Annotated in this window: 17 protein-coding genes and 1 tRNA gene; 14 read left to right on the top strand and 4 right to left on the bottom strand. The window is 55.7% G+C overall.

The genetic code is table 11. The features are described from left to right. The first annotated feature begins 1 nt into the window (after position 1). Both trkA and EUZ85_RS02685 read left to right on the top strand, forming a co-directional pair. Entirely contained in the window at positions 2 to 1,375 is a 1,374-nt protein-coding gene (gene trkA / locus EUZ85_RS02690; protein ID WP_127967793.1) for a Trk system potassium transporter TrkA, read from the top strand. A gap of 33 nt (positions 1,376 to 1,408) precedes the next feature. After that, a complete protein-coding gene (locus EUZ85_RS02685; protein WP_127967792.1) occupies positions 1,409 to 2,857 on the top strand; it encodes a TrkH family potassium uptake protein in 1,449 nt (482 codons plus the stop codon). Here the strand turns inward: EUZ85_RS02685 and EUZ85_RS02680 are convergent. Next, positions 2,832 to 3,788: an alpha/beta fold hydrolase gene (locus EUZ85_RS02680; protein ID WP_127967791.1), complete on the bottom strand. Its 957-nt coding sequence runs from the start codon at positions 3,786 to 3,788 to the stop codon at positions 2,832 to 2,834. The genes EUZ85_RS02685 and EUZ85_RS02680 overlap by 26 nt on opposite strands. A 268-nt stretch (positions 3,789 to 4,056) precedes the next feature. On the opposite strand from EUZ85_RS02680, the gene EUZ85_RS02675 reads away from it, so the two are divergent. Beyond that, a complete protein-coding gene (locus EUZ85_RS02675) occupies positions 4,057 to 5,721 on the top strand; it encodes a hypothetical protein (RefSeq protein WP_127967790.1) in 1,665 nt (554 codons plus the stop codon). A 23-nt stretch (positions 5,722 to 5,744) separates the two neighbouring features. Here the strand turns inward: EUZ85_RS02675 and EUZ85_RS02670 are convergent, their stop codons facing one another. Next, positions 5,745 to 6,677 carry a lysophospholipid acyltransferase family protein gene (locus EUZ85_RS02670; protein WP_256372724.1) on the bottom strand — a complete coding sequence of 311 codons (933 nt, stop codon included), beginning with the start codon at positions 6,675 to 6,677 and terminating at the stop codon, positions 5,745 to 5,747. 194 nt (positions 6,678 to 6,871) lie between these two features. Here EUZ85_RS02670 and glyQ point away from each other — a divergent pair, with 194 nt between their 5' ends. The 8 genes from glyQ (at position 6,872) to EUZ85_RS02630 (ending at position 16,836) form a co-directional block, all read left to right on the top strand. After that, positions 6,872 to 7,819, top strand: coding sequence for a glycine--tRNA ligase subunit alpha (glyQ, locus tag EUZ85_RS02665; protein WP_127967788.1), 948 nt, complete (start codon positions 6,872 to 6,874; stop codon positions 7,817 to 7,819). Positions 7,820 to 7,823: 4 nt separating this feature from the next. Then, positions 7,824 to 9,902: a glycine--tRNA ligase subunit beta gene (glyS, locus tag EUZ85_RS02660; RefSeq protein ID WP_127967787.1), complete on the top strand. Its 2,079-nt coding sequence runs from the start codon at positions 7,824 to 7,826 to the stop codon at positions 9,900 to 9,902. 19 nt (positions 9,903 to 9,921) lie between these two features. Then, the gene (gmhB, locus tag EUZ85_RS02655; protein ID WP_127967786.1) at positions 9,922 to 10,497 is read left to right on the top strand and encodes a D-glycero-beta-D-manno-heptose 1,7-bisphosphate 7-phosphatase; all 576 of its coding nucleotides are present in this window, start codon (positions 9,922 to 9,924) and stop codon (positions 10,495 to 10,497) included. 51 nt (positions 10,498 to 10,548) lie between these two features. Then, positions 10,549 to 10,625, top strand: a tRNA-Pro gene (locus tag EUZ85_RS02650). A gap of 607 nt (positions 10,626 to 11,232) precedes the next feature. After that, a complete protein-coding gene (locus EUZ85_RS02645) occupies positions 11,233 to 13,368 on the top strand; it encodes an SO2930 family diheme c-type cytochrome (RefSeq protein WP_127967785.1) in 2,136 nt (711 codons plus the stop codon). Between the two features lie 59 nt (positions 13,369 to 13,427). After that, positions 13,428 to 14,984, top strand: coding sequence for a Na/Pi cotransporter family protein (locus EUZ85_RS02640; protein WP_127967784.1), 1,557 nt, complete (start codon positions 13,428 to 13,430; stop codon positions 14,982 to 14,984). A gap of 81 nt (positions 14,985 to 15,065) precedes the next feature. Next, positions 15,066 to 15,440: a hypothetical protein gene (locus EUZ85_RS02635; RefSeq protein ID WP_127967783.1), complete on the top strand. Its 375-nt coding sequence runs from the start codon at positions 15,066 to 15,068 to the stop codon at positions 15,438 to 15,440. Between the two features lie 46 nt (positions 15,441 to 15,486). Beyond that, positions 15,487 to 16,836: a lyase family protein gene (locus EUZ85_RS02630; protein ID WP_241567111.1), complete on the top strand. Its 1,350-nt coding sequence runs from the start codon at positions 15,487 to 15,489 to the stop codon at positions 16,834 to 16,836. A 90-nt stretch (positions 16,837 to 16,926) separates the two neighbouring features. On the opposite strand, the gene EUZ85_RS02625 is transcribed toward EUZ85_RS02630, so the two are convergent. Next, positions 16,927 to 17,253 (bottom strand): metalloregulator ArsR/SmtB family transcription factor, encoded by a 327-nt coding sequence (locus EUZ85_RS02625; RefSeq protein WP_127967781.1) that lies wholly within the window; start codon positions 17,251 to 17,253, stop codon positions 16,927 to 16,929. A 274-nt stretch (positions 17,254 to 17,527) separates the two neighbouring features. Here EUZ85_RS02625 and EUZ85_RS02620 point away from each other — a divergent pair, with 274 nt between their 5' ends. Further along, entirely contained in the window at positions 17,528 to 18,814 is a 1,287-nt protein-coding gene (locus EUZ85_RS02620; protein ID WP_127967780.1) for a hypothetical protein, read from the top strand. A gap of 81 nt (positions 18,815 to 18,895) precedes the next feature. Here EUZ85_RS02620 and EUZ85_RS02615 read toward each other — a convergent pair whose 3' ends face one another. After that, positions 18,896 to 19,816 (bottom strand): LysR family transcriptional regulator, encoded by a 921-nt coding sequence (locus EUZ85_RS02615; RefSeq protein ID WP_127967779.1) that lies wholly within the window; start codon positions 19,814 to 19,816, stop codon positions 18,896 to 18,898. 109 nt (positions 19,817 to 19,925) lie between these two features. On the opposite strand from EUZ85_RS02615, the gene EUZ85_RS02610 reads away from it, so the two are divergent. Together EUZ85_RS02610 and EUZ85_RS02605 are read left to right on the top strand one after the other, a co-directional pair. Continuing rightward, positions 19,926 to 20,363, top strand: coding sequence for a DoxX family protein (locus tag EUZ85_RS02610; RefSeq protein ID WP_127967778.1), 438 nt, complete (start codon positions 19,926 to 19,928; stop codon positions 20,361 to 20,363). Between the two features lie 286 nt (positions 20,364 to 20,649). After that, a complete protein-coding gene (locus EUZ85_RS02605; RefSeq protein ID WP_127967777.1) occupies positions 20,650 to 22,218 on the top strand; it encodes an ABC transporter substrate-binding protein in 1,569 nt (522 codons plus the stop codon). The last annotated feature ends 212 nt before the right edge of the window (positions 22,219 to 22,430 follow it).

Raw genomic sequence — 22,430 nt, 5'->3', positions numbered from 1 at the left:
CATGAAAATCATAATTCTTGGCGCCGGCCAAGTTGGGGGAACCCTCGCGGAAAACCTGGCCAGCGAGGCGAATGACATCACCGTGGTGGACTCCAATCCCCAGCGCCTGCGCTCATTGCAGGACCGGCTGGATATCCGCACCGTGCAGGGACAGGCATCCTATCCCAACATTCTGAAACAGGCGGGGGCGGACGACGCGGATATGCTGATCGCCGTCACCAACAGCGATGAAGTCAATATGGTTGCCTGTCAGGTCGCCTTCACGTTGTTCAAGACGCCGACCAAAATCAGCCGGGTGCGCACCTCCGCTTACCTCACCAAGAAAGGCCTGTTTAACACTGAAGCCTTTCCCATTGACGTCATTATCAGCCCTGAACAGGTGGTTACCGAACACATCACCCGCCTGATTGAAAATCCCGGCGCCTTGCAGGTGCTGGATTTCTCCAAAGGACTGGTGCGGTTGGTGGGCATTAAAGCCACCAAAGGCGGCCCCTTGATCGGCCACGAATTGGCCTACCTGCGCCAGCATTTGCCGCATATCGACACACGCGTCGCGGCCATATATCGCAAGGACAGAGCCATTATCCCTCAGGGCGACACAGTCATTGAGGAAAACGACGAGGTCTTCTTCATCGCCGCGCGGGATAACATCCGCAAGGTCATGAGCGAGCTACAGCCGTTGGAGAAGCCTTATCGCCGCATCATGATTGCTGGCGGCGGCAATATCGGGGCGCGCCTGGCGGAGACACTGGAAGGACGCTATCAGGTCAAACTGATTGAGCATAACCAGGACCGCTGCATTCAGCTTTCCGAAGAGTTGAACAAGACTATCGTGTTACACGGCAACGCCGCCTACAAGGAGCTGCTGCTGGAAGAAAACATCGAAGACACGGATGTTTTCTGCGCTGTCACCAACGACGACGAGGCCAACATTATGGCTTCCATGCTGGCCAAGCGACTTGGCGTGCGCAAGGTAATGACCTTGATCAACAACCCGGATTACGTCGATCTGATTCAAGGCGGCGAAATCGATGTGGCTATTTCTCCGCAGCAGACCACCATCGGCAGTTTACTTACGCACGTAAGAAGAGGCGACGTAGTGAGCGCACACTCACTTCGACGTGGAGCAGCTGAAACCATTGAGGCGATCGCTCACGGCGACCATCGCTCCTCTAAGGTGGTGGGCAAACGTCTGGATGAAATTTCGCTGCCCGCAGGCTCCACCATCGGCGCCATTGTAAGACGGGGCGAGGTATTGATTGCTCACGACCACCTGCGCATCCAACCGGATGACCACGTCATTCTGTTCGTGGTGGATAAACGCAGAATCGCCGAAGTTGAGCGCCTGTTCCAGGTGGGACTCGCATTCTTTTAACGCATATACCAAAAATAATCACACGACAGATCAATGCATTATTCGGCGATAGCTAAAATTCTGGGCGTCCTGCTGATGTTGTTCAGCACCACCATGATCCCTCCCATCGTGGTGTCGCTGATCTACGAAGACGGCCATATGCAGCCTTTTCTTACCGCCATGTGCGGTATTTTTCTGACCGGACTCCTGGTATGGCTGCCTGTATTTCGCCAAACCAGTGAACTACGCATACGCGACGGCTTCGTGGTCACGGTGTTGTTTTGGGTAGTGCTCAGCCTGAGCGGGGCGGTGCCTCTTTATCTCAGCGAACACCCTCATCTCAGTCTGGTCGACGCCATTTTTGAATCGGTATCGGGCCTGACCACTACCGGCGCTACAGTGATGACCGGTATCGACATACTCCCCAAATCCATCCTCTGGTATCGGCAGCAGCTACAATGGCTGGGCGGAATGGGAATTATCGTATTGGCGGTGGCGATCCTGCCAATGTTGGGCATCGGCGGCATGCAGCTATACCGGGCGGAAGCGCCGGGACCAGTGAAAGACAACAAACTCACTCCCAGAATCACCGAAACCGCAAAGGCCTTATGGTATATCTACGTCTCACTGACAGCACTGTGCGCTCTGCTGTACTGGTGGGCGGGCATGGACGCATTCGACGCCATCGGACACAGCTTCGCCACTATCGCCATCGGCGGCTTCTCCACCCATGACGCCTCCATCGGCTACTTCAACAGTCCGCTGATAGAAATCATCTGCATCGTTTTCATGTTCCTGGCCGGGATCAATTTCGCCATGCACTTTTTCGCCTGGCGTCGCCGTTCAGTGCTCGTCTACCTGAAAGATCCAGAGGTCGTGTTTTATTCGCTGATCCTGCTGAGTGTCTCCATCGTCACCGTCGGCGTATTGATTGGCACTTCCACCTACGATCCCTTCACCGCCATTATTCGCGGCGTGTTTGAAGTGGTCAGCGTGGCGACCACCACCGGTTTCGCCACCGCGGACTTCGCCCATTGGCCGCACCTGTTGCCGTTCCTGCTGTTCGTCGTCGCCTTTATCGGCGGTTGCGCCGGCTCGACAGGCGGCGGTATGAAAGTCATCCGGGTGCTGCTGATTTATAAGCAAGGTATGCGGGAAGTGAAGCGCATCGTACACCCCAATGCCGTGCTGCAAGTAAAACTGGGGCGCAAGCCGGTGCCGGACCGGGTGCTGGAGGCGGTGTGGGGCTTCTTCTCGGTTTACATGTTTATGTTTGTGTTCATGTTGATGGGCCTGCTCGCCACCGGGCTGGACCAAGTCACCGCCTGGTCCGCCGTCGGCGCTTGCATCAATAATCTCGGGCCTGGCTTAGGCGGCGTGGCGTTGCATTACGGCGAGCTGAATGAGCCCGCTAAATGGATACTGTGCTTCGCCATGCTTCTGGGCCGTCTTGAAGTGTTCACGCTGCTGATTCTGTTTACGCCTGCTTTCTGGCGTCGCTAGCCTCAGACATCAACAAATGACGCCGGATGGCGGACATCAGTTCACGCTGAAAGTCCGCCTCTAACGGAAACATATGGCCGGCGTCGGTGATCATACGCAAATCCGCCAGCGGAAGGTTATCCGCCAGATGTTGAGCGAAGCGCCAGGGAACGAAACGGTCTTTCACGCCCTGATAAATATGGGTCGGCAAACGGATTTCCGATAAAGCAAACCCCCAGTGTCGATACTGCGCCAGTAAATCCAACATCACACCTTGTACGCCCTGGTTAAAAGCTTCATGTTGGTTATCCATGAAACGCTCCAGGATGTCTGCATCACGCAACAAGGCCAAATCCTGCTCCGTACTCGAGCTTTCAATAAACTTCAGATATAGCTTGGGACTCCAGCGTTCAGTGAGTCTCAGCAAAGATAACAGTGTGCGAAACAATCCGGTGCTGACTTCAGCAATCTTCGGACCGCGCTGTTCATTGCGCCATAGCAGATCCTTCGCCGCGCTCATTTCGCCGAAATTGGTATAGCTGGCCATGACTGCGACAAAAGCAATGCGTTTGGGAATTTCGAAGGCGCAAGTCAACGCATAGGCGCCGCCGCTGGACCAACCCGCCACCGCGAACTGATCAATCCCCAGGGCGTCGGCGACGGCGCTGACGTCTCTGGGATAATCCAGCAATGTGTAATTGTCCGCCAAGGATGACGCGCCCATGCCAGGGCGATCAATCACAATCCAGCGTAAACCGGCGGCGCACGCCGCGTCATGAAAAAACGCGCCTTCCAAACGTGAGCCTGGCGCGCCGTGGGCGTAAAAAACCGGCGCTCCAGCGGGGTCGCCCCATTCGCCATAGGCGAGGGTTCGCTGACCGGGGAGTTGCAACAGGTTGAGCGCGCCTGTCGCGGGAAGGGGGGATACATTCCTTCGCCAAGGCATGTTCATGGATGCCTTACCTCTCTACTTCTTCCAACTACTTAAGCAACAGCGCCCGGGATCGCCGGTCGCTTCCAAATCCTGAATGCGGATCGCATCACAAAATATAGCAAAGGGACTCATATTGTCTAACCAGCAGGCTGTCAGGGCTATGGGCAACTCGCCAGAACCAAGGCTGGTTCAAATTTTCACGGCGAAAATTACTGTAAATTTATGTGTTTGTTAGTCATTTCACGTTATCAAACCAATAAAAATAGTGGCGTCATGCGAGGCAGGTATGGAAAAACTCCAGCGCAACATTCTGTTGTCTTTGTGCTTAAGTTCCCTCGCGCTGGGGGGCTGTGGGGATGGTGAAAAAAAGGATGACTCCAGTCCGCCAGTGGTAGTGGAACCACCGGACGTTATCGTGGAGGAGCCTCAGGAACCTTTTCCCGTCACCAAAAACCTGTTCTTTTCGGGCCTGCAAAACCCAGGCGAAGACACCGAGAAGAACTTCGCGTTTCGCTACGACATCACCGCCGGCAGCGTATACCGGCAAAGTCCCAGCCAACCGACTTCGACGCTCGCGCCGGTGATTCCTCTGGGAAAAAGCCGCGCCAGCGCAGGCTATATGTTGATGATCGAATCCGGGAAGCTATTTCTGGGACGACCTGATCAGTCCTCCCTGACCCAGGTCAGCACGCTGGCTTCGACCGTTTGCGCCGCCGCCGTTCTTCCTGAAGGCTTGGGCTACGGCAAGTCTAAAATCACCGTGCGTACGCCCGGCGCAGACGCCACATGCGCCAATGAGGACGACGCCTACTTCAAAATTCCACTTAACGCAGCGGTTACTGACGCGCCGGGAAATGGCGCCGCCAACGATCTCAGCCTGACGCCGTTCTGGAAAACCAACTGGGCGTTGGCGGGTTACCTGCGGCCCACGGCCGACTCCCTGGAGATACTTGACGCTCAAGGCGCTCTGGCGCGTAGCATCGACGGACTGACAAGCGCTGACTTCGACTACGCCTTCACCACAGGCGAGCTGGACATGTTACTGACCACAGACAGCCAGGTCTTCGCCAATAGCGGCGCAGAACTATTGGATACCGGCATGGCGTTGACGGCGCTGACCACCATCGACGCCAATGTCATGGACCCTGCAAAAACGGTCGTAGACGGCGACACTGTATACCTGATTGATGGAGCCCTAGTGCGCAAAATCGCTCTGGAAGGCGGCGCCAATAACATCTTGCATGACTTCACCAGTGAGGGCTCTATTACTGGTCGTCTGGCGCAGACGACAGATTATCTGGTTATCGCTCTGGACAACATACGTTTGTATTTAGTGGATAAAGTGACCGGGGAGTCACGGGAAATCATCAATCCGATCAGCGGCGACTACCTGACCGGCGCCTCTCGCATCTACGCTCATTATGAAAACGCCACTGACGCCCGCGCCTATCTGGTGAACCTGGAACTGGCTGCAACCGCCTGTCCAGGCGCTCACTGCGCCGTCACGGAAAACGCCCATTGGCTGTATTTTCAGACATTCAAAGAAGTGGGCGTCAACTACGCGCCCGTATTAATGACAGGAGAAGAAACGCCAGACCCGAATCCAGACGATTCCGTCGACAGTTACGTGCCCGCCTTCGAAAACGGTTACTACAACCGCCCGGTTTTTAATTCGTACAACCTGAATGAAGGTTTGCCCGTGCTCAATCTTGGCCGCTTAAACGGACAGAACAAACTAATCCAGACAGGCGTTGTGGAACAGACTCACGGTCTGTTCACCATGGAGAACAATCCAGACAACGGCGATGAACTCGCTGACGTGATTTACTTCAATCTGTCTCTGGCCAGCTCTCTGAAAAATATCAGCCGTTCTGGCTCAATCGATGAAAAAGTGCTGCGGGAAAGCGACCTGTCCCAGCGCTCGCCACTGCGGACCGGCAACCGCTTTTAAGGGGTTCCGGTTCGTTGGGGCATTCAGTCGTAGAAATGGCGTTCACCGTCTGGACGCCGTTTGAACCGCTTATACTCCCATTGATACTGCTCCGGCGTATCCCGCACGCAGGCCTCCACCGTGGCGTTCAACGCAGCGGCGGAGGTTTCAAGATCTTCGGAGTAGATATCCGCAGCCACTGACCGCACCGTCATCACAAAACCTTCTCCTTCCGGTAAACGCTTGGCGTAAACGCAAAGCACTTTGGCGTCGGTGCGTTCAATCAGTTTGGAGACCAGCTTGATAGTATTGGCGGGAATGCCGAAGAAAGGGGCGAATACGCCACCGCTGAGCTCTGGTTCCTGGTCGGGAAGAATGCCGATTACGCCTTGCTCTCGCAAAATATGGAACAAACGCATGACGCCGCGCTTATTGGCGGGAACAAGCTCTGAGCCATTGCGCTCGCGCACGGCGCGCATATAGTCGTCCAGTTCCTCGATTTTAGGCGGCTGATAAAGCGCCGCCATGGAGTAACGCGCTGCGAAAAACAACCCCGCCACTTCCCAGTTGCCCAGGTGCGGCGCCAGCAGAATCAACCCTTTGCCGGCGTCTTCCGCTTCTTTGATGAGGTGCTCGCCATCAATGGATTTGATCAAAGACAGCGTCTTCTCAGCGGGCCATTCCCACACCGCGCCAGTTTCAAACGCCACCTTACCGGTTTCGCGCATACTGGCGGCGCCCAGCGCGTTGATTTCGGCGTCGCTTTTTTCAGGGAAACAGCGTTGCAGATTGGTGCGCGTCACCCGTGCCGGGCCGGCGTTGCAACGCCACGTCAAGGCGCCCAGCCAACCACCCAATCGCTGCGCCCAGCGTAGGGATAATTTGGAGACCAGGCGAATCAGAAAGATGATCAGCGTGGCGATGAGTTTGGATTTGTTCAAGAGATACCTGTGAAATCGGGGCGTGCGCCACCTCAAACTGGCGTCAGATAGCGTCTTTTTTTCGCAGAAACAGCAATTTTCGCGTAATTTCGCGGCTATATCCTATGGCTATCTGCAATCGGCGCGCACACGTAGTATAATTTGCCGCTTTATTCTACAGGCCGGCGACGTCCTGACAAGTAAGCGCCTGCGGCTAAAGAACCAAACATGCACAGCAAGTGGTGTAAACCGTGACTGATACAAACAAGCCAGATGTAAAAACCTTTCAGGGATTAATCCGAACTCTCCAAGACTATTGGGCTCGTCAGGGCTGCGTCATTTTGCAGCCGCTGGACATGGAGGTAGGAGCAGGCACCTTTCACCCGGCCACGTTTTTACGCGCTATCGGTCCGGAAACCTGGAACGCCGCCTATGTTCAGCCCAGCCGCCGTCCCACTGACGGCCGCTACGGCGAAAACCCCAACCGTCTGCAGCACTACTACCAATATCAGGTGGTGCTGAAGCCTTCTCCCGATAATATTCAAGAACTGTACTTAGGCTCTCTGCGCGAAATGGGCATTGATCCCCTGGTGCACGACATCCGCTTCGTAGAGGATAACTGGGAATCCCCGACACTGGGCGCCTGGGGACTGGGCTGGGAAATCTGGCTGAACGGCATGGAAGTAACCCAGTTCACTTACTTCCAGCAGGTGGGCGGCCTGGAATGTTATCCCGTGACCGGCGAAATCACCTACGGTCTGGAGCGGATCGCCATGTATCTGCAGGGCGTGGACAGCGTATACGACCTGATCTGGACCCATGGCCCGCATGGCCCGGTCACTTACGGCGATGTGTTTCACCAAAACGAAGTGGAGATGTCCACTTACAACTTTGAAGAAGCGGACACCACCGAACTGTTCCGTCACTTCGACACTTACGAACGCGAGAGCAAACGCCTGATCGAGAAAGGCCTGCCGCTGCCCGCTTATGAAATGGTGTTGAAGGCGTCGCATACATTTAACCTGCTGGACGCACGGCACGCGATCTCAGTCACCGAGAGACAGCGTTTTATCCTGCGCGTGCGCGGCCTCGCCAAAGATGTGGCGCAAGCCTACTTTGACCGCCGCAAACAATTGGGCTTCCCATTGGCCGAAGCCTCTATCCGTGATGAAGTGCTAGCCAGCGAAGGGGAGAAGTAAGTCAATGAACCACCAGGATTTTTTAGTAGAAATCGGCGCCGAAGAACTACCGCCGAAAGCCTTGCGTCAATTGGCGGAAGCCTTCGCACAAGGTATCCGTCAACGCCTGGAGAAAGCGCAACTGTCCTTCTCTGATCTGACATGGTACGCCGCCCCCAGACGTCTGGCGGTGCATATTTCCGGGCTGGCGGAAAAGCAGCCGGATCTGGAAGTGGAAAAACGCGGACCGGCTCTGCAGGCGGCTTTCGACGCCGCCGGCGCGCCCACCAAAGCCTGCGAAGGTTTCGCCCGTTCCTGCGGAACCACGCCGGACAAACTGGAGAAGCTGGAAACCGACAAAGGCGTATGGCTGGTGTTTCGCAGCCAGCAGTCTGGCGCGCCAACCACTGGCCTGTTGCCGGCCATCGTTGAAGAATCTCTGGCGGCGCTGCCGATTCCAAAGCGCATGCGCTGGGGCGCGCGTCGCACGGAATTCGTGCGTCCCGTGCATTGGATCATCATGCTGTTCGGCGAAAAAGTCATCGACTGCGAAATTCTGGGTCTGAAAGCAGGCAATACCACGTTGGGTCACCGTTTCCACCACCCTGCGCCTATCGAGATCGCCACGCCCGCCAATTACAAAGACGCGTTGAAAAACACCGGCTATGTCATGGCGGACTTTGAAGAGCGTAAAGCGCTGATCAGACAACAAGTGGAAGCCATCGCCAAACAAACTTCCGGCATGGCCGTCATCGACGAAGAGCTGTTGGAAGAAGTCGCCAGCTTGAACGAATGGCCGACCGCATTAATGGGACGCTTTGAGGACCGCTTCCTGGAAGTCCCGGCGGAGGCCTTGATCTCCACCATGAAAGGCAACCAGAAATACTTCCACGTGGTGGATGCGGAAGGCCGTATGCTGCCTTACTTCATCACCGTGGCCAACATTGAAAGCAAAGACCCGCAACAGGTTATCGACGGTAACGAGCGAGTCATCCGTCCCCGTCTCAGCGATGCGGCGTTTTTCTTCTCCACTGATAAGAAGCGCACCCTGGCGAGTCGACTGGAAGACCTGAAGCCTATCGTTTTCCAACAGCAGTTGGGAACCGTCTACGACAAAGCCATTCGCGTCGGTAAACTGGCGGCGAAAATCGCGGCGAAGATCGACAGCAGCCCAGAGTGGGCGCAACGTGCGGGTGAACTCAGCAAGACCGACCTGGCGACGGAAATGGTCATGGAATTCCCCGAACTGCAAGGAACCATGGGCCGTTATTACGCCGCTATCGACGGTGAGCCGGAAGAAGTGTCCCTGGCGCAGGAAGAACAGTACCTGCCGCGTTTCGCCGGTGATCTGCTGCCAACAACTTTGACCGGCTGCGCGGTTTCCCTGGCGGATAAACTGGACACCATCGTCGGTATCTTCGGCATCAATCAACCGCCGACCGGCGCCAAAGACCCATTCGGCCTGCGTCGCGCCGCCTTGGGCGTACTGCGGATTCTGGTGGAGAAAAAGCTGGATCTGGATCTGGCCGAGTGCGTGCAATGGGCGCAGGAACTGCACGGCGATCTGCCGGCGGAAAATCTGGAAACAGCTGTCGTCGACTACATGCTGGATCGCTTCCGCGCCTGGTATGAAGAAGCGGGCGTGCCTACCGAAGTATTCCTGAGCGTGCTGGCTCGTCGTCCCACCAAACCAGTGGAGTTCGATCAGCGCGTGCTGGCGGTGGCGGAATTCCTGAAGCTCGACGCGGCGCAAGCGCTGGCGGCGGCGAATAAGCGGGTCTCCAATATCCTCAGCAAAGAGCAGGTGGAAATCTCCGCAGAGTCGGCGAATCCCGAGCTATTCACTGAGGAAGCGGAGAAGAATCTTTTCCGCGCCTTGCAGGAGAAATCCGAGTCCACGCGTCCGTTTATCGAGCAGCGCAATTTCACGCAGGCGCTGCAACAATTGGCGGAATTGAAGGACGTCATCGACCTGTTCTTCGATAAAGTCATGGTGATGGTGGATGATCCGGCTATCCGCAGCAACCGTATGACGCTGCTGGCCAGCTTGCGTCACGTGTTCCTGCAGGTGGCGGATATCTCCTTACTGCAAAACAAAGCGTAAACCACACAGGGTAGAGCGGGTGAGCATCAATACACTGCTGATATTGGACCGGGACGGCGTCATCAACGAAGATTCCGACGACTACATCAAGTCGGAACAGGAATGGCGGCCGATTCCGGGCAGTATTGAAGCCATTGCGGCCTTATCCGCCGCCGGCTTCACCGTCGCTGTCGCCACCAACCAAAGCGGTCTGGGACGCGGCTATTTCGATGAAGCCGAGCTGGGCAGGATGCACGCCAAATTGCTCGATCTGGTGGCGCAGCATGGCGGCGCTATCGCCGCCATCGCCTTCTGTCCCCATGTGCCGGACGATGAATGCGACTGTCGCAAACCTAAACCCGGCTTGGTGCGCAGCATTGAAGAACAAACCGGTCTGTCCGCCGCGGGCGCCTGGTTCGTCGGCGACAACGTCGGCGATATCGGCGCCGCCCGCGCAGCCGGTTGCCAGCCCGTGCTGGTGAAAACCGGCAAAGGCGAGCGCACCCTGGCGAAATTAGCTCCCGCGGAGTTGGACGGCGTCCCCGTTTTCACGGACTTGGCGGCCTTCGCCGACCATGCCATCGCAAGACTCAAAGAGAGCCATTCAGAGAGCTAAACGAGGCTTGATTTTAACCGCCGCATTATCTATGTTATGCGGCACGGTTTACGGCGTGTAGCGCAGCCTGGTAGCGCACTTCGTTCGGGACGAAGGGGTCGGAGGTTCGAATCCTCTCACGCCGACCATGTCCACATCCCAACCCATCATTTGCATCCTCTGTTATCCAAGAAAACACTAGCGGGGTCGGACCCGGAAGCCCGGCGCGTTCAATCCTCTCACGCCGAACATGTCCATATCCCAACCCATCATTTACATCCTCTGATACCCAAGAAAACACCAGCGGGGTCGGAACCGGAAGCCCGGCGCGTTGAATCCCCTCACGCCAACCATGTCCACATCCCAACCCATCATTTGCATCCTCTGTTATCCAAGAAAACACTAGCGGGGTCGGAACCGGAAGCCCGGCGCGTTGAATCCCCTCACGCCAACCATGTCCATATCCCAACCCATCGTTTAAATCCTCTGATATCCAAGAAAACACTAGCGGGGTCGGAACCGGAAGCCCGGCGCGTTGAATCCCCTCGCGCCGACTGTATTCATATACCCCAATCATTGTTTAGCACCCATTTCTCGCATAATCCCCGTTCGCCCTGAGCCTGTCGAAGGGCCTTCCAGAGCATTCACAGAATCCAGATCACCACCCCCAAATTCCCCCTCATAATCGGCCAAATTCCATACTGATTCCCTCTTTGCGATGAGTTACGCTTAGTCATAGCGCCGGAGGAGGAATGCATGATGCTGCGTGTTCTGTTTGTCTCTGCTTTAGTTCTGGTTACGTCGGGATGTGGATCTGGAGGTGAATCGGATCAAGGCGCAAATACGCCCGTCGGCATATCAGAGCGACCGGATAACGCCACCTGTCTGGCTTTCGACAGCAGTGGGTCCAGCGCCATCAAGCTCACCCCTATCGCGCAGGATATGGACTTCTCCAGCGCTATCCTGATGCTGCCCCATCCCAGCCTGAATAATATTTTTTACGTCGTGCAGCAACGGGGTCGGGTTTACCGGGTCAATCTCAACGACAACACCCGCACCACGCTTATTGATCTCTCCGAGCACTACAGTCTCAGCACCTGCGGTGAGTGCGGCTTGCTGGGGATGGCGTTTCACCCGAACTTCGCCGAAAACGGCTATATCTATTTTTCCTTCACCGAAAACGCGTCCGGCATGATTTCTTATGTTGCCCGATTCGAAAGCGCGGACGACGGCCAGACCCTGCGCTCCGATAGCGGCGGCGATTTGCTGCGGGACAATCTAATTGAAGTCAGCCAACCCTATTCCAACCACAATGGCGGACACATCGCTTTCGGCCCGGATAACCTGCTGTATTACGGTTTGGGCGATGGCGGCTCCGGCGATGACCCCGACAACAACGGACAAACCGTCTCCACATTGCTGGGCTCCATGTTGCGCCTGAATGACGATGGTTCTCCCGCTTCCGGCAATAACGTCCCCGGCGCGCTACCGGAAATCTACGCCTATGGTCTGCGCAATCCCTGGCGTTGGAGTTTTGATCGGGACACTGGCGACTTATGGTTGGGCGATGTCGGCCAGGGTCAGTATGAAGAAGTGGATATCATCACCGCTGGCGGTAACTACGGCTGGCGCTGCTATGAAGGCATGCACCGCACCGGTAACAGCTGCACAAGCACTGGTCCCTATATCGCGCCAGTGGCGGAATACGACCATTCGGAGGGCATATCCATCACAGGCGGTTATGTCTATCGCGGCGACGCCATTCCTGGTCTCAAGGGAGTGTATGTGTTTTCTGATTTCGGCTCTGGAACCCTTTGGGGATTGAGATCCAATGGCAGCGGCGGCTATGACCGGGAGACTCTGCTGGAAAGCGGCCGCAACGTCGCGTCTTTCGCAGAAGGAGCGGATGGGGAACTCTACGTGGTCACTTTTTCCGGCCTCTACCGCATTGATCCGGACGCCTCGGGCGGAGACTCTGATAACGTCCCAGAGTTATTATCGCAAACCGGCTGCGTCAATCCCGACAACCCCACGCAGCCAGCCTCTGGACTGATTCCCTACACCGTCATTGAGCCTTTCTGGTCCGATGGCGCTGATAAACAACGTTTTTTCGCGCTGCCCAATAATACCTATATTGACGTCAATACGGCAGGAGACTTTCTGTTTCCCGATGGTTCCGTGCTGGTCAAACACTTCTACCTCAACGACGCCATTATCGAAACCCGCCTATTCATGAAACAGGCGGAAGGTGATTGGCGCGGCTACAGTTATCAGTGGAACGAGACGAAAACAGACGCAGCGCTGGTCGCGGAAGGGAAAGACGTGGATTACAGCGGACAAACCTGGCGCTTTCCCGGTTCAGGTGAATGCGCGCAATGCCACACAAGCGCTGCGGGATTCAGCCTGGGTCTGGAGACAATGCAGTTGAATCGGGAGCTGATATATCCGCAAAGCCGCATCCGCGCCAACCAATTGCAAACGCTGGCGCATATCGATGTCTTCTCAGCACCGCTGAGCGACGCGCATCTGGACAACGCGCTTCCCGCCAGCGGCAATAACAGCGCAACCCTGGAACGTCGCGCCCGCGCTTATCTGCATAGTAACTGCGCCAACTGTCATCAACCCGGCGGCACATCGCAAAGCACGATGGACCTGCGCTTTTCGACAGCGTTGTCCGCGACCCAAGCCTGTGGCCAGGAACCATTGAACGGCGACACCGGCGTCGACAATGCTAAGCTGATATCTCCGGGAGACGCATCCATATCATTGATTTATCTACGTATGACCCACCCTGGCGAATACCGGATGCCACCGCTGGCGAGTCACCAAGTCGACACGGAAGGCGGCGTATTGATGCAGGACTGGATCAACAGCCTGACTTCATGCGACTGAGCTTTATGGCCATATACTTCAATTAATAAACAAAACATGTAGTAGGGGAGAAAGAAGGAATGCTCGCGCATTTTTTAGGAGGCGTCGGCCTGTTTTTGCTGGGAATGACCTTGTTGACGGACGGCCTCAAACTCGCCGCCGGTCCCGCGTTGGAGGTCATGCTCAGCCGATGGACATCAACGCGTTCACGGGCCCTGGCCAGCGGCGTAGCCATCACGGCGCTGGTGCAGTCTTCCAGCGCCGTCACGGTCGCGACCCTGGGTTTCGTCAACGCAGGACTCTTGATGTTTGAACACGCCACCTGGGTCATTTTCGGCAGTAATGTCGGCACCACATTGACGGCTTGGCTGGTGGCGCTGCTGGGCTTCAGTATTAAAATCGACGCTTACGCTTTACCGTTAATCGGCATCGGCGCCTTCATTCACCTCGGCAGTCGCAGCCCGCGCCTGAAAGCGGCGGGAACCGCCATCGCCGGCTTCGGCCTGCTTTTCCTGGGCATCGACGCCATGAAGTCCGCCTTTGAAGGTTTGGGAGCCAATTTTACGGATAACCTCAACTTTGGAGACAACCTCTCTCTGCTATGGATGGTCGTCGTCGGCATTATATTGACCGTGCTGATGCAATCCTCCAGCGCCGCTATCGCCATTATCCTTACCGCCATCGCCGGCAAGATGCTGCCCCTGGAAGCGGGAGCGGCGGCGGTAATTGGGGCCAATATCGGCACAACTTCCACTGCGATTCTGGCCTCTTTCGGCGCCACCGCCAACGCAAAACGCCTGTCGCTGGCGCATGTGTTATTCAACCTCATCACCGGGGCTGCGGCGCTGGCGATGTTGCCGTTGTTTCTGTGGGCGCTGGGAGCGCTCAGCGGTATGCGTCAGGACCTGAATAACCCTGCGGTTTTGCTGGCGGCCTTCCATACCGTTTTCAACCTGCTGGGCGTCGCTCTGATGTGGCCATTGGGGACGCCAATGACCGCGTGGCTGAAAACCCGCTTTCAGAAAGGCGGCAAAGTGCTCTCTCTGCAACACCTCGATAAGAGCGCCATTGTGGTGCCGGATGTCGCCATTCGCGCCGTCGTCATGGAGCTGGAACGCTTCCAGGGGCTATTGTCCGCCCATATCCAGAATTCGTTGCTCAACCCCGGCGACCACCGCACGCTGGAAACCCGTCGCGAGCTAAGAGAGCTGTTGGATGAACTGAACCAGCACATCACCCATATTCTGCATCAGCCGCTGCGACTGCCGCTGACGCAGCAGTTGCCTCAGTGTCTGCAAGTGATTCAATACGCCTATAATCTCCTGGAGACGCTGGACGAAGTGGAGCAGGAGCCGTCGCTGGATCGCTCTCTGACAGCGCCTATGAATGATTGGCTGAATCTGTACTGCCATCCCTCCATTGTGACGGAAACGGTGCAGGAAGGCGCTGACAGCGCGGATCAGGCGGAACGCTCATATCGTGAGGCCAAGCAGAGATTGCTGGACGACGCGCTGGAGAAAACGCTCAAGTTAACTACGATGAATCAGGCTCTACAACGATTGAGCCTGTATAAGCGGATGCAGGAGCAGATGTTAAAAGCCGCCCGCTTGGTAGCGGGCTTGAAACCCGGGACTTAATGGACGTACCGGCTTGACAGTCCGCTTCGGCTCAGAGTTAGATGATAATCATTATCAATTAATAAACTTAACATCCGATCCATGACAGGGACACTTCACGGCTTCGATACACAAGAGCCGGCGATCCGCGAACTACGCCGCAAGATCCGCTACGCCACAGAAGCGGACAACCCGCAGTTACTGTCCTTGTGGCTGTCGATGGAAGAAACCCTGACGCCCGCCTGCGCCGCCAGTCGCTGGCGGTTGTACGCCGCGGAGTTCCGACTCTTGTTGGACACACTCGCGGACGACCTGATTCCCGACCACTGGCGAACGCTGTGCATGGATCAGATTTATCGCCCCCTGGCGGCGCTGAGCCGCATCGCCGATGGCGAATCCCGCCGCCGACAGCTAAATGAGTTCCTCTACGAACTCAGAACCACCAGCCATTTCTTTCAAGCCAGCCAGACCGGCTGAAACCCTCAGGAGAGACAGTGTGAAAACCCGTATCGAAAAAGACAGCATGGGCGAACTGCAGGTCCCGGAAGACGCCCTGTACGCCGCGCAAACCCAGCGCGCCGTCAACAACTTTCCCGTCAGCGGCGAACGCCTTCCCAAGGCTTTTATTCGCGCCCTGTTGCTGGCGAAATCCGCGGCGGCGCGCGCCAACGTCAAGTTGGAGCTGATTCCCGCCAAAATGGGCGACGCCATTTGCGAAGCGGCGCAGCAGCTGCTGTCCGCCGACGACATGATGACTCACTTCCCGGTGGATGTATTTCAGACCGGCTCCGGCACCAGCACCAACATGAACGCCAACGAAGTATTGGCGAGCCTCGCCAGCCGTATTCTGGACGACAAAGTCAGCCCTAACGACCACATCAATTACGGGCAAAGCAGTAACGACATCATCCCCAGCAGCATCCACATCAGCGCGGCGCTGGAGCTGGACAAACAGTTGCTGCCGGCGTTGCGCCACCTGTTAAAAACCATTCAGGACAAAGCCGCGCAAACCGACGGCTACATCAAGACCGGCCGCACCCACCTGATGGACGCCATGCCGGTGCGTCTGAGCCAGAGTTTGCTGGGCTGGGGCGCACAGATTGAGCAGAGCATCGCCGCACTGGAAGCGACACAACCGGCGCTGCACACCCTGGCTCAAGGCGGCACGGCGGTGGGCACCGGCATCAACGCGCATCCGGATTTCGCCGCGGAATTCAATCGCCAGCTCAGTGAGATGACAGGCCTGAGCTTCAAACCCGCAGCTAATTTCTTTTCTCACATCGGCTCGCAGGACATCGCCGTCTCTCTGTCCGGTCAATTGAAGACCGTCGCCGTCGCCATCATGAAAATCGCCAATGACTTGCGCTGGATGAATTCCGGTCCGCTGGCGGGCCTGGGCGAAATTGAACTGGAGGCGCTGCAACCCGGCTCGTCCATTATGCCCGGCAAGGTCAACCCGGTCATACCGGAGGCGGCGGCCATGGCGGCGGCGCAGGTTATCGGCAACGACACCGCGATTACTATCGGCGGCCAGTCCGGTAATTTTGAGTTGAACGTTATGCTGCCGCTGATCGCCCGCAACTTGCTGCAGAGTATTGAACTGCTGTCCAACGTCAGCCAATTACTGGCGGACAAGGCCATCGCCACCTTCAAAGTCAATGAAGCCAAATTGCAGGAAGCGCTGTCCCGCAACCCCATACTGGTCACGGCGCTGAATCCGATTATCGGCTACCTGAAAGCGGCGGAAATCGCCAAGCAAGCATACAAAGAAGGACGCCCGGTCATTGATGTGGCGGAGGAACAAACCGATCTGTCCCGACAGGAACTGGAGAAGTTACTGGACCCCGCCAAACTGACTCACGGCGGCCTGTAAGCGTCGTCCATCGCTCAAGAAAAGTCTCGTGGCGCCTAAGCGTCACGACTTTTCCACAATTACCGAGGAGGCGTCCTGTTTGCCTTTGGACTATTCCTGCGCCGGTTCGCTCAAAGCGTCGCTATCTGCGCTCCCCTCTTGGGTAAAACGATTAAGTGAGCAAACTTCGGAAAGAAAGCTCATCAGTGCGTTAGCGACATTTTCCTCTACCAAAGAGTAAGTGACATAAAGTCCTTTTTTCTCTTCCTGCACCAGTCCTGACGCCAATAATATGGAAAGATGTTTGGAGATGGCCGGCTTGGAGATATCAAACCGGTCGGCGATTTCTCCTGCGGTCAGCGGCGACTTGGAGAGGTACGCCAGAATTCTTCTACGGGGGGTGGAGGACAGAGCCTTAAACACATTATCCGTACTCATAATAGTCCCTACTACGCTTATCAGTTCTAATTGTTTTTAACGACAAGGTTCATATAGAACCATCCCGGGGGGTAAATCAATGGTTAACGCATGCCCCCGCACTTCCTTCTTACAGACCGCCGTTAGGCCTTCAAGTTCCGCAGGCGCGAAAAACCTGGGGTTTGTCCCAGATGACCTGCGCCGAGAATATGCTGTAATCATCGCCCTGTTTAATTATTAAGACGCCGTTGCCCTCCTCATCGGCGTCGCCCTGCCGCAAGGAGAAGAACTGAACATGTCATCCACCGCTTATCGCAATATCGCAATCGCCGCCCTGGTTTTACTGGTTTACTTTTCCTGGGGAGACAGCGATGAAGAAAACGCGCTTCCCTTTCAAGAATCCGGCGCCCAGGCAGGACCGGTTAACAATGCAGAGCTTCCCATGTATGAACTCCCTGACGCTTACGAAGCTCTGATATGTGAGTCGACGTCAGGCATGGTCGCTTCCAATTATCGGGTGGATTATAAGATTCTCCTGCTGATGGAGGACGGCTCCGCGTATGAGTCCCTGGAAGAGCCGCCGGAAGATTTCGATGTGGAAGCGTCGCGAGAAGAACAGCCTGCGCGCTGGGGAATCTGGGAAAGCGATGACAACGGCTACCGCGTCAAGATTCCTGATGACGAAAATAAGTGGCGCACCTTCTCAAAGTCCGACCGTCTGGTTCCCGCCCGCGAAGGCGAGCGCCTGCACCGACGCCTCTACCACATGGTCGCTTACGGCATGGCGGGGATCAGTATGAGCAGCACGGTCAACACCCGTCGCTGGACTTTCCGAGGCGACGGACGCTTCACCAAAGGCCGCTCCAGCCTCGCCGGTAGCGGCGGCGCTTATTCCGCGATGACAGGAACCTCCGTTTATGCGCAATCGAGCAGCGACGCATCAGGAGATCAGTCATTGGCGGCGGGATCAGGCTCAGGCGTTTTCACCAGTTCCCAGAAAAAAGGCGGAGACGGGTCCAAAAACCGGGGCGAATATCAACTTTCCGGGTACACCCTGACGCTGGACTTCGATAATGGCGAGCAGGAGCAAAAATTATTTGGTTTCTGCTATAACGATCGCACCAGTCCCTATTTGGATGGCGACGTGTTTTGGATGGATGAGTCAGATCTGGAAGAAGACCTTCCCCGAGACTTTGAAATGGTGATGAACATCAACGAGGACCGCTTCTATGAACCGAAGAATCTGGAAGAGGATGAATTGCTTCGTTTGGCGTTCAGCGACAGCCTGAGACGCAACAATCATTCTTTTACACAGCAATTTGAGGACTATGTACGCGCCGATCTGACTTCTCTGGGAGAAGAGCTGGACGATGAAGAATGGAAACTGGACAAGCGAGTCGCCATTTTCACCGCCTTGGTTGAGGACGCAGACCCCATGCCCTTATATGTGTCCTATCTGGCCGTTCCAGAGGGTGAGAAGTATTGGAAATATCTGCGCATTCTGACGTCAGACGATGATGTTCTTTCCCGTTACAACAATAAGCTCACTCCGGTAATGAAGCGCTTTTTTACCGGAAAATAAAGGGCGTCCCAGATTGTGAGCACACACTAACTAACTCAAGGTATTTGACGCCCAGACTGTATATCACCGAAGGAAGTCCGCTTAAGTCGCGCCGTCGTCACCCGCAACGACCTGCTGAGCCAGCCTGTCGATAAGCCAGGCGGCGGCAGGTCCTGGCGGGTTTTCCGTCAAGAAGATAGCATCAAACGGATAAGTGACGGAGGCGGCGTCTGGCATATCCAAGCGCACCAGTCTTCCACTCGCCAGGTCTTCCCTCACCATCGGTTCCGGCATATTTCCCCAGCCGATTCCTTCTTTCAGCAACATATGTTTAGAGCCCAGATCCGCCAGCCTCCAGGTGTGGGCGCTGATCACCGCAAATTCCTGATTACGGGTCAGGGGAGAGCGGTCACACAGCACTAACTGGGTATGCTCTCTGCCTGCGCCGGGGACATTGCGCCCAACCATCGCCAGAGGGTGGGAAGGGGCAGCGACAGGAATCAAAGCGACAGATCCCACGCTGATTCTCTCCACAGTGTCCAACACCGGATTGAGAGGTCCGCTGACGCCAATGGAGGCTTCGCCATCCAGCACCTGCTGTGTAACGCCACCCAGAGCTTCAACCCGCAAATTCAGAGATACGGTGGGAAACTGTTCGCGGAACGCTTTCAACGCATCCACCACTCTGCTGGAGGGCAACATCACGTCCACCGCCAGTCGCACCTCCGCCTCCAGACCTTGCAGTAACCCTTTCACTTTGGCGCGCAAGCTGTTGACGCCGTTATGCACCAGCCGCGCTTCTGACAGAACCAAACGTCCAGCATCAGTCAGCTGGGGTTTTCGAGTGGTATGACGATCAAATAACTGCACGCCCAACTGGGATTCCAGGTTGGCGATGGAATAGCTTACAACTGAGGTCGCGCGATGCAGTTTGCGTGCAGCGCCAGCGAAGCTGCCTGCTTCCACTACAGCCAAAAACACTTTCAGTTGATCCAGGGTCGGTGCGCCAGGGTTTGATAACATGCCTAAATTCTCGAATAAAATGGCTTAAATTATCCCGGTTTTGCGAAAAGAGTAATCGCAATATAGTTGTTCCATCAAGCAACGACACCCATTACTGGAGCAAGCCAACATGACTCAACTAACCCACAACGCGAATTCAGCTCATTCCATTAGCGGCGCTTTCGATATCGCCTCCGTCTCGGCCCTCACTGGCAGAGTGCTTATCAGCATCATTTTCGTTCTTTCAGGCATCGCCAAGATCAGCGCGCCAGCGGGAACTATTGCTTATATCGAGTCCGCCGGTTTGCCGTTCGCCACCCTGGGTTTCGCCGCCGCAGTGTTGGTGGAGCTGGCTGGAGGGATAGCCTTGATCGCCGGTTACCGCACCCGCGCTACTGCGCTCATACTGGCGGGTTTCACTGCCGCCGCCGCTCTGGCGTTCCATAATCAGCTTGGCGATCAGAACCAGTTCGTTCATTTCTTCAAGAACATCGCCATGGCCGGAGGATTGTTGCAAATCGCGGCGTTTGGGGCCGGGCGCTTCAGTCTGGATGGAAGAAACCGCTAATCGCCTTTCCCTGGCAACTGGCCGTCGCTGCAACAGGACGGCCGCAGCGGCTTTAAATATCCACCCTCAAGCCCCCAAGTTATAGACTTCCAGACAGCGACTTGCCTCATCCGGCGTTAAGGCATTGAGGTTGTGGGAAATGTTCTTTAAGGTGTAATAAGGCTGCGTCAGGGACAGTACCGGGTCTCTCTACGCCATGCCGAACGTCGCCAGTGACGTTCAGGCGGAAGGTGGGAAGGAGAGGCGCGGAGACGCGAAAGTAACGCTTCCGCACAAGGAGGGAATCATGGACCGGCTGTCGGGCGTACTGCGCGTCCTCGTTTGCTGCCTCTCATTCATCGCATTATCTTCGCCCAGCGCGGCGCAGACTCCCGCCAATGTTTTAGTCGTCGGCCAGATTGCCGAGCCCAAGTCCCTAGACCCCCACGCCGTGACGGCTCTTAATGACTTTCGCATACTGATCAATCTCTATGACGGGCTGGTGCGCTTCAAAGACGGAACCTTGGAAGTGAAGCCCGCGCTGGCGGAGTCCTGGACAATCAGCGACGACGGCAAGACTTACACCTTCACTCTGCGCAAAGGCGTGCAATTTCATGACGGCTCGCCTCTCACCGCAGAGGCGGTAAAGTTCAATTTCGAGCGCATGCTTGACGAAAAACATCCTTATCATGACACCGGCCCTTTTCCATTGGCGTTTTTCTTCAGTCCGATAGAGAAGGTGGAAGCGATCGACAACCTCCACGTTCGATTTGAATTAAAAGAACCTTACGCCCCGTTTCTTTCCAACCTGGCCTACCCAACCGGTCTGATCGTCTCGCCCGACTCAGTAAAAAGGTACGGCAAGGATTATGGTCGGCATCCGGCGGGAACCGGCCCTTTCCACTTTGCCGAGTGGGTCAGCAACGCCAAGGTCGTCATTGTCCGCAACGACAAATACTGGGACGGCGCACCGCCTCTGGAAGCAGTGGTGTTCCGCCCCATCACCGACGCCAACACGCGTATGGCGGAAATGCTCTCAGGCGGCGTAGACCTCATGGTGGAAACCCCGCCGGATAATCTGGCGGTGTTTGAGAAAGATCCCGGATTCCGCGTTTATCAGCAAGCCGGGCCGCATTTATGGTTTTTGATTCTCAACAACAAGAAAGGCCCTTTGGCGGATCGCCGCATGCGTCAGGCGATCAACTACGCGATTGATAAGAAAGCGTTAGTGGAAGACGTGTTGCAAGGCGCCGCGGAAGTCGCCAAAGGACCCATCCCGCCCGCTTTCGCCTGGGCGTATAACCCAAACCTGGACGCTTACGCTTATAACCCCGACAAAGCGCGCGAGCTAATCAAAGCGGCGGGACATGACGGCGCGCAGCTTACTTTTTATGTGACGGAAGGGGGTTCAGGCATGCTGGAGCCCGTCGCCATGGGCGCGGCGATTCAGGCGGATCTCGCCAAAGTGGGTCTTCAGGTAAAGATAGAGACCTATGAGTGGAATACCTTTCTCAGCAAAGTGAATCCTGGGCTGCCGGAGGACGTGGACATGGCGGAAATGGCCTGGATGACCAACGACCCCGATACTTTGCCTTATCTCGCGTTACGCAGCGACGCCTGGCCGGATAAAGGCGGCTTCAACTCCGGTTACTACGCCAATCCCAAGGTGGACGACCTGCTTGAACGAGCGCGTCGCGCTACAGACCAAAGCCAGAGAGCCGTTCTCTACAAAGAAATGCAGGTCATCGTACAAGAAGACGCGCCCTGGGCCTTTATAGCCAACTGGAAGCAAAACGCCGTCAGTCAGTCACAGGTTAAAAACTTCAAGTTGCAGCCTTCATTTTTTCTGGATTTAAGAGAGGTGGAGAAGCCATGAAATTTATCCGGATTTTCTAACCGGCATATTTTTAGAATTCGTATAAATCTCTGCGGTATTGCGAAACAAGCTTTTTATTTCATGATGCTTTCTGTCGTTACTTTTTAGAGTTATTAATTTAATTAAAACAATTAGTTATAAAAATATTTTTAAATGTCAATTTTTTGGCCAGTTATATTTTAAGTTATTTTTATCGACTAAATATTTAACGC

Source organism: Hahella sp. KA22 (assembly GCF_004135205.1).
GTDB lineage: Bacteria > Pseudomonadota > Gammaproteobacteria > Pseudomonadales > Oleiphilaceae > Hahella.
Note: the sequence above shows the minus strand (reverse complement) of the source record. Positions and strands in the feature narration are given on the sequence as shown.

Coding starts and splice junctions, on each gene's coding strand:
- trkA (WP_127967793.1), top strand. CDS start 2: ATGAAAATCATAATTCTTGGCGCCGGCCAAGTTGGGGGAACCCTCGCG.
- EUZ85_RS02605 (WP_127967777.1), top strand. CDS start 20,650: ATGGACCGGCTGTCGGGCGTACTGCGCGTCCTCGTTTGCTGCCTCTCA.
- EUZ85_RS02680 (WP_127967791.1), bottom strand. CDS start 3,788: ATGAACATGCCTTGGCGAAGGAATGTATCCCCCCTTCCCGCGACAGGC.
- EUZ85_RS02620 (WP_127967780.1), top strand. CDS start 17,528: ATGTCATCCACCGCTTATCGCAATATCGCAATCGCCGCCCTGGTTTTA.
- EUZ85_RS02615 (WP_127967779.1), bottom strand. CDS start 19,816: ATGTTATCAAACCCTGGCGCACCGACCCTGGATCAACTGAAAGTGTTT.
- glyS (WP_127967787.1), top strand. CDS start 7,824: ATGAACCACCAGGATTTTTTAGTAGAAATCGGCGCCGAAGAACTACCG.
- EUZ85_RS02635 (WP_127967783.1), top strand. CDS start 15,066: ATGACAGGGACACTTCACGGCTTCGATACACAAGAGCCGGCGATCCGC.
- EUZ85_RS02610 (WP_127967778.1), top strand. CDS start 19,926: ATGACTCAACTAACCCACAACGCGAATTCAGCTCATTCCATTAGCGGC.
- EUZ85_RS02630 (WP_241567111.1), top strand. CDS start 15,487: ATGGGCGAACTGCAGGTCCCGGAAGACGCCCTGTACGCCGCGCAAACC.
- EUZ85_RS02685 (WP_127967792.1), top strand. CDS start 1,409: ATGCATTATTCGGCGATAGCTAAAATTCTGGGCGTCCTGCTGATGTTG.
- EUZ85_RS02625 (WP_127967781.1), bottom strand. CDS start 17,253: ATGAGTACGGATAATGTGTTTAAGGCTCTGTCCTCCACCCCCCGTAGA.
- EUZ85_RS02640 (WP_127967784.1), top strand. CDS start 13,428: ATGCTCGCGCATTTTTTAGGAGGCGTCGGCCTGTTTTTGCTGGGAATG.
- EUZ85_RS02675 (WP_127967790.1), top strand. CDS start 4,057: ATGGAAAAACTCCAGCGCAACATTCTGTTGTCTTTGTGCTTAAGTTCC.
- EUZ85_RS02645 (WP_127967785.1), top strand. CDS start 11,233: ATGATGCTGCGTGTTCTGTTTGTCTCTGCTTTAGTTCTGGTTACGTCG.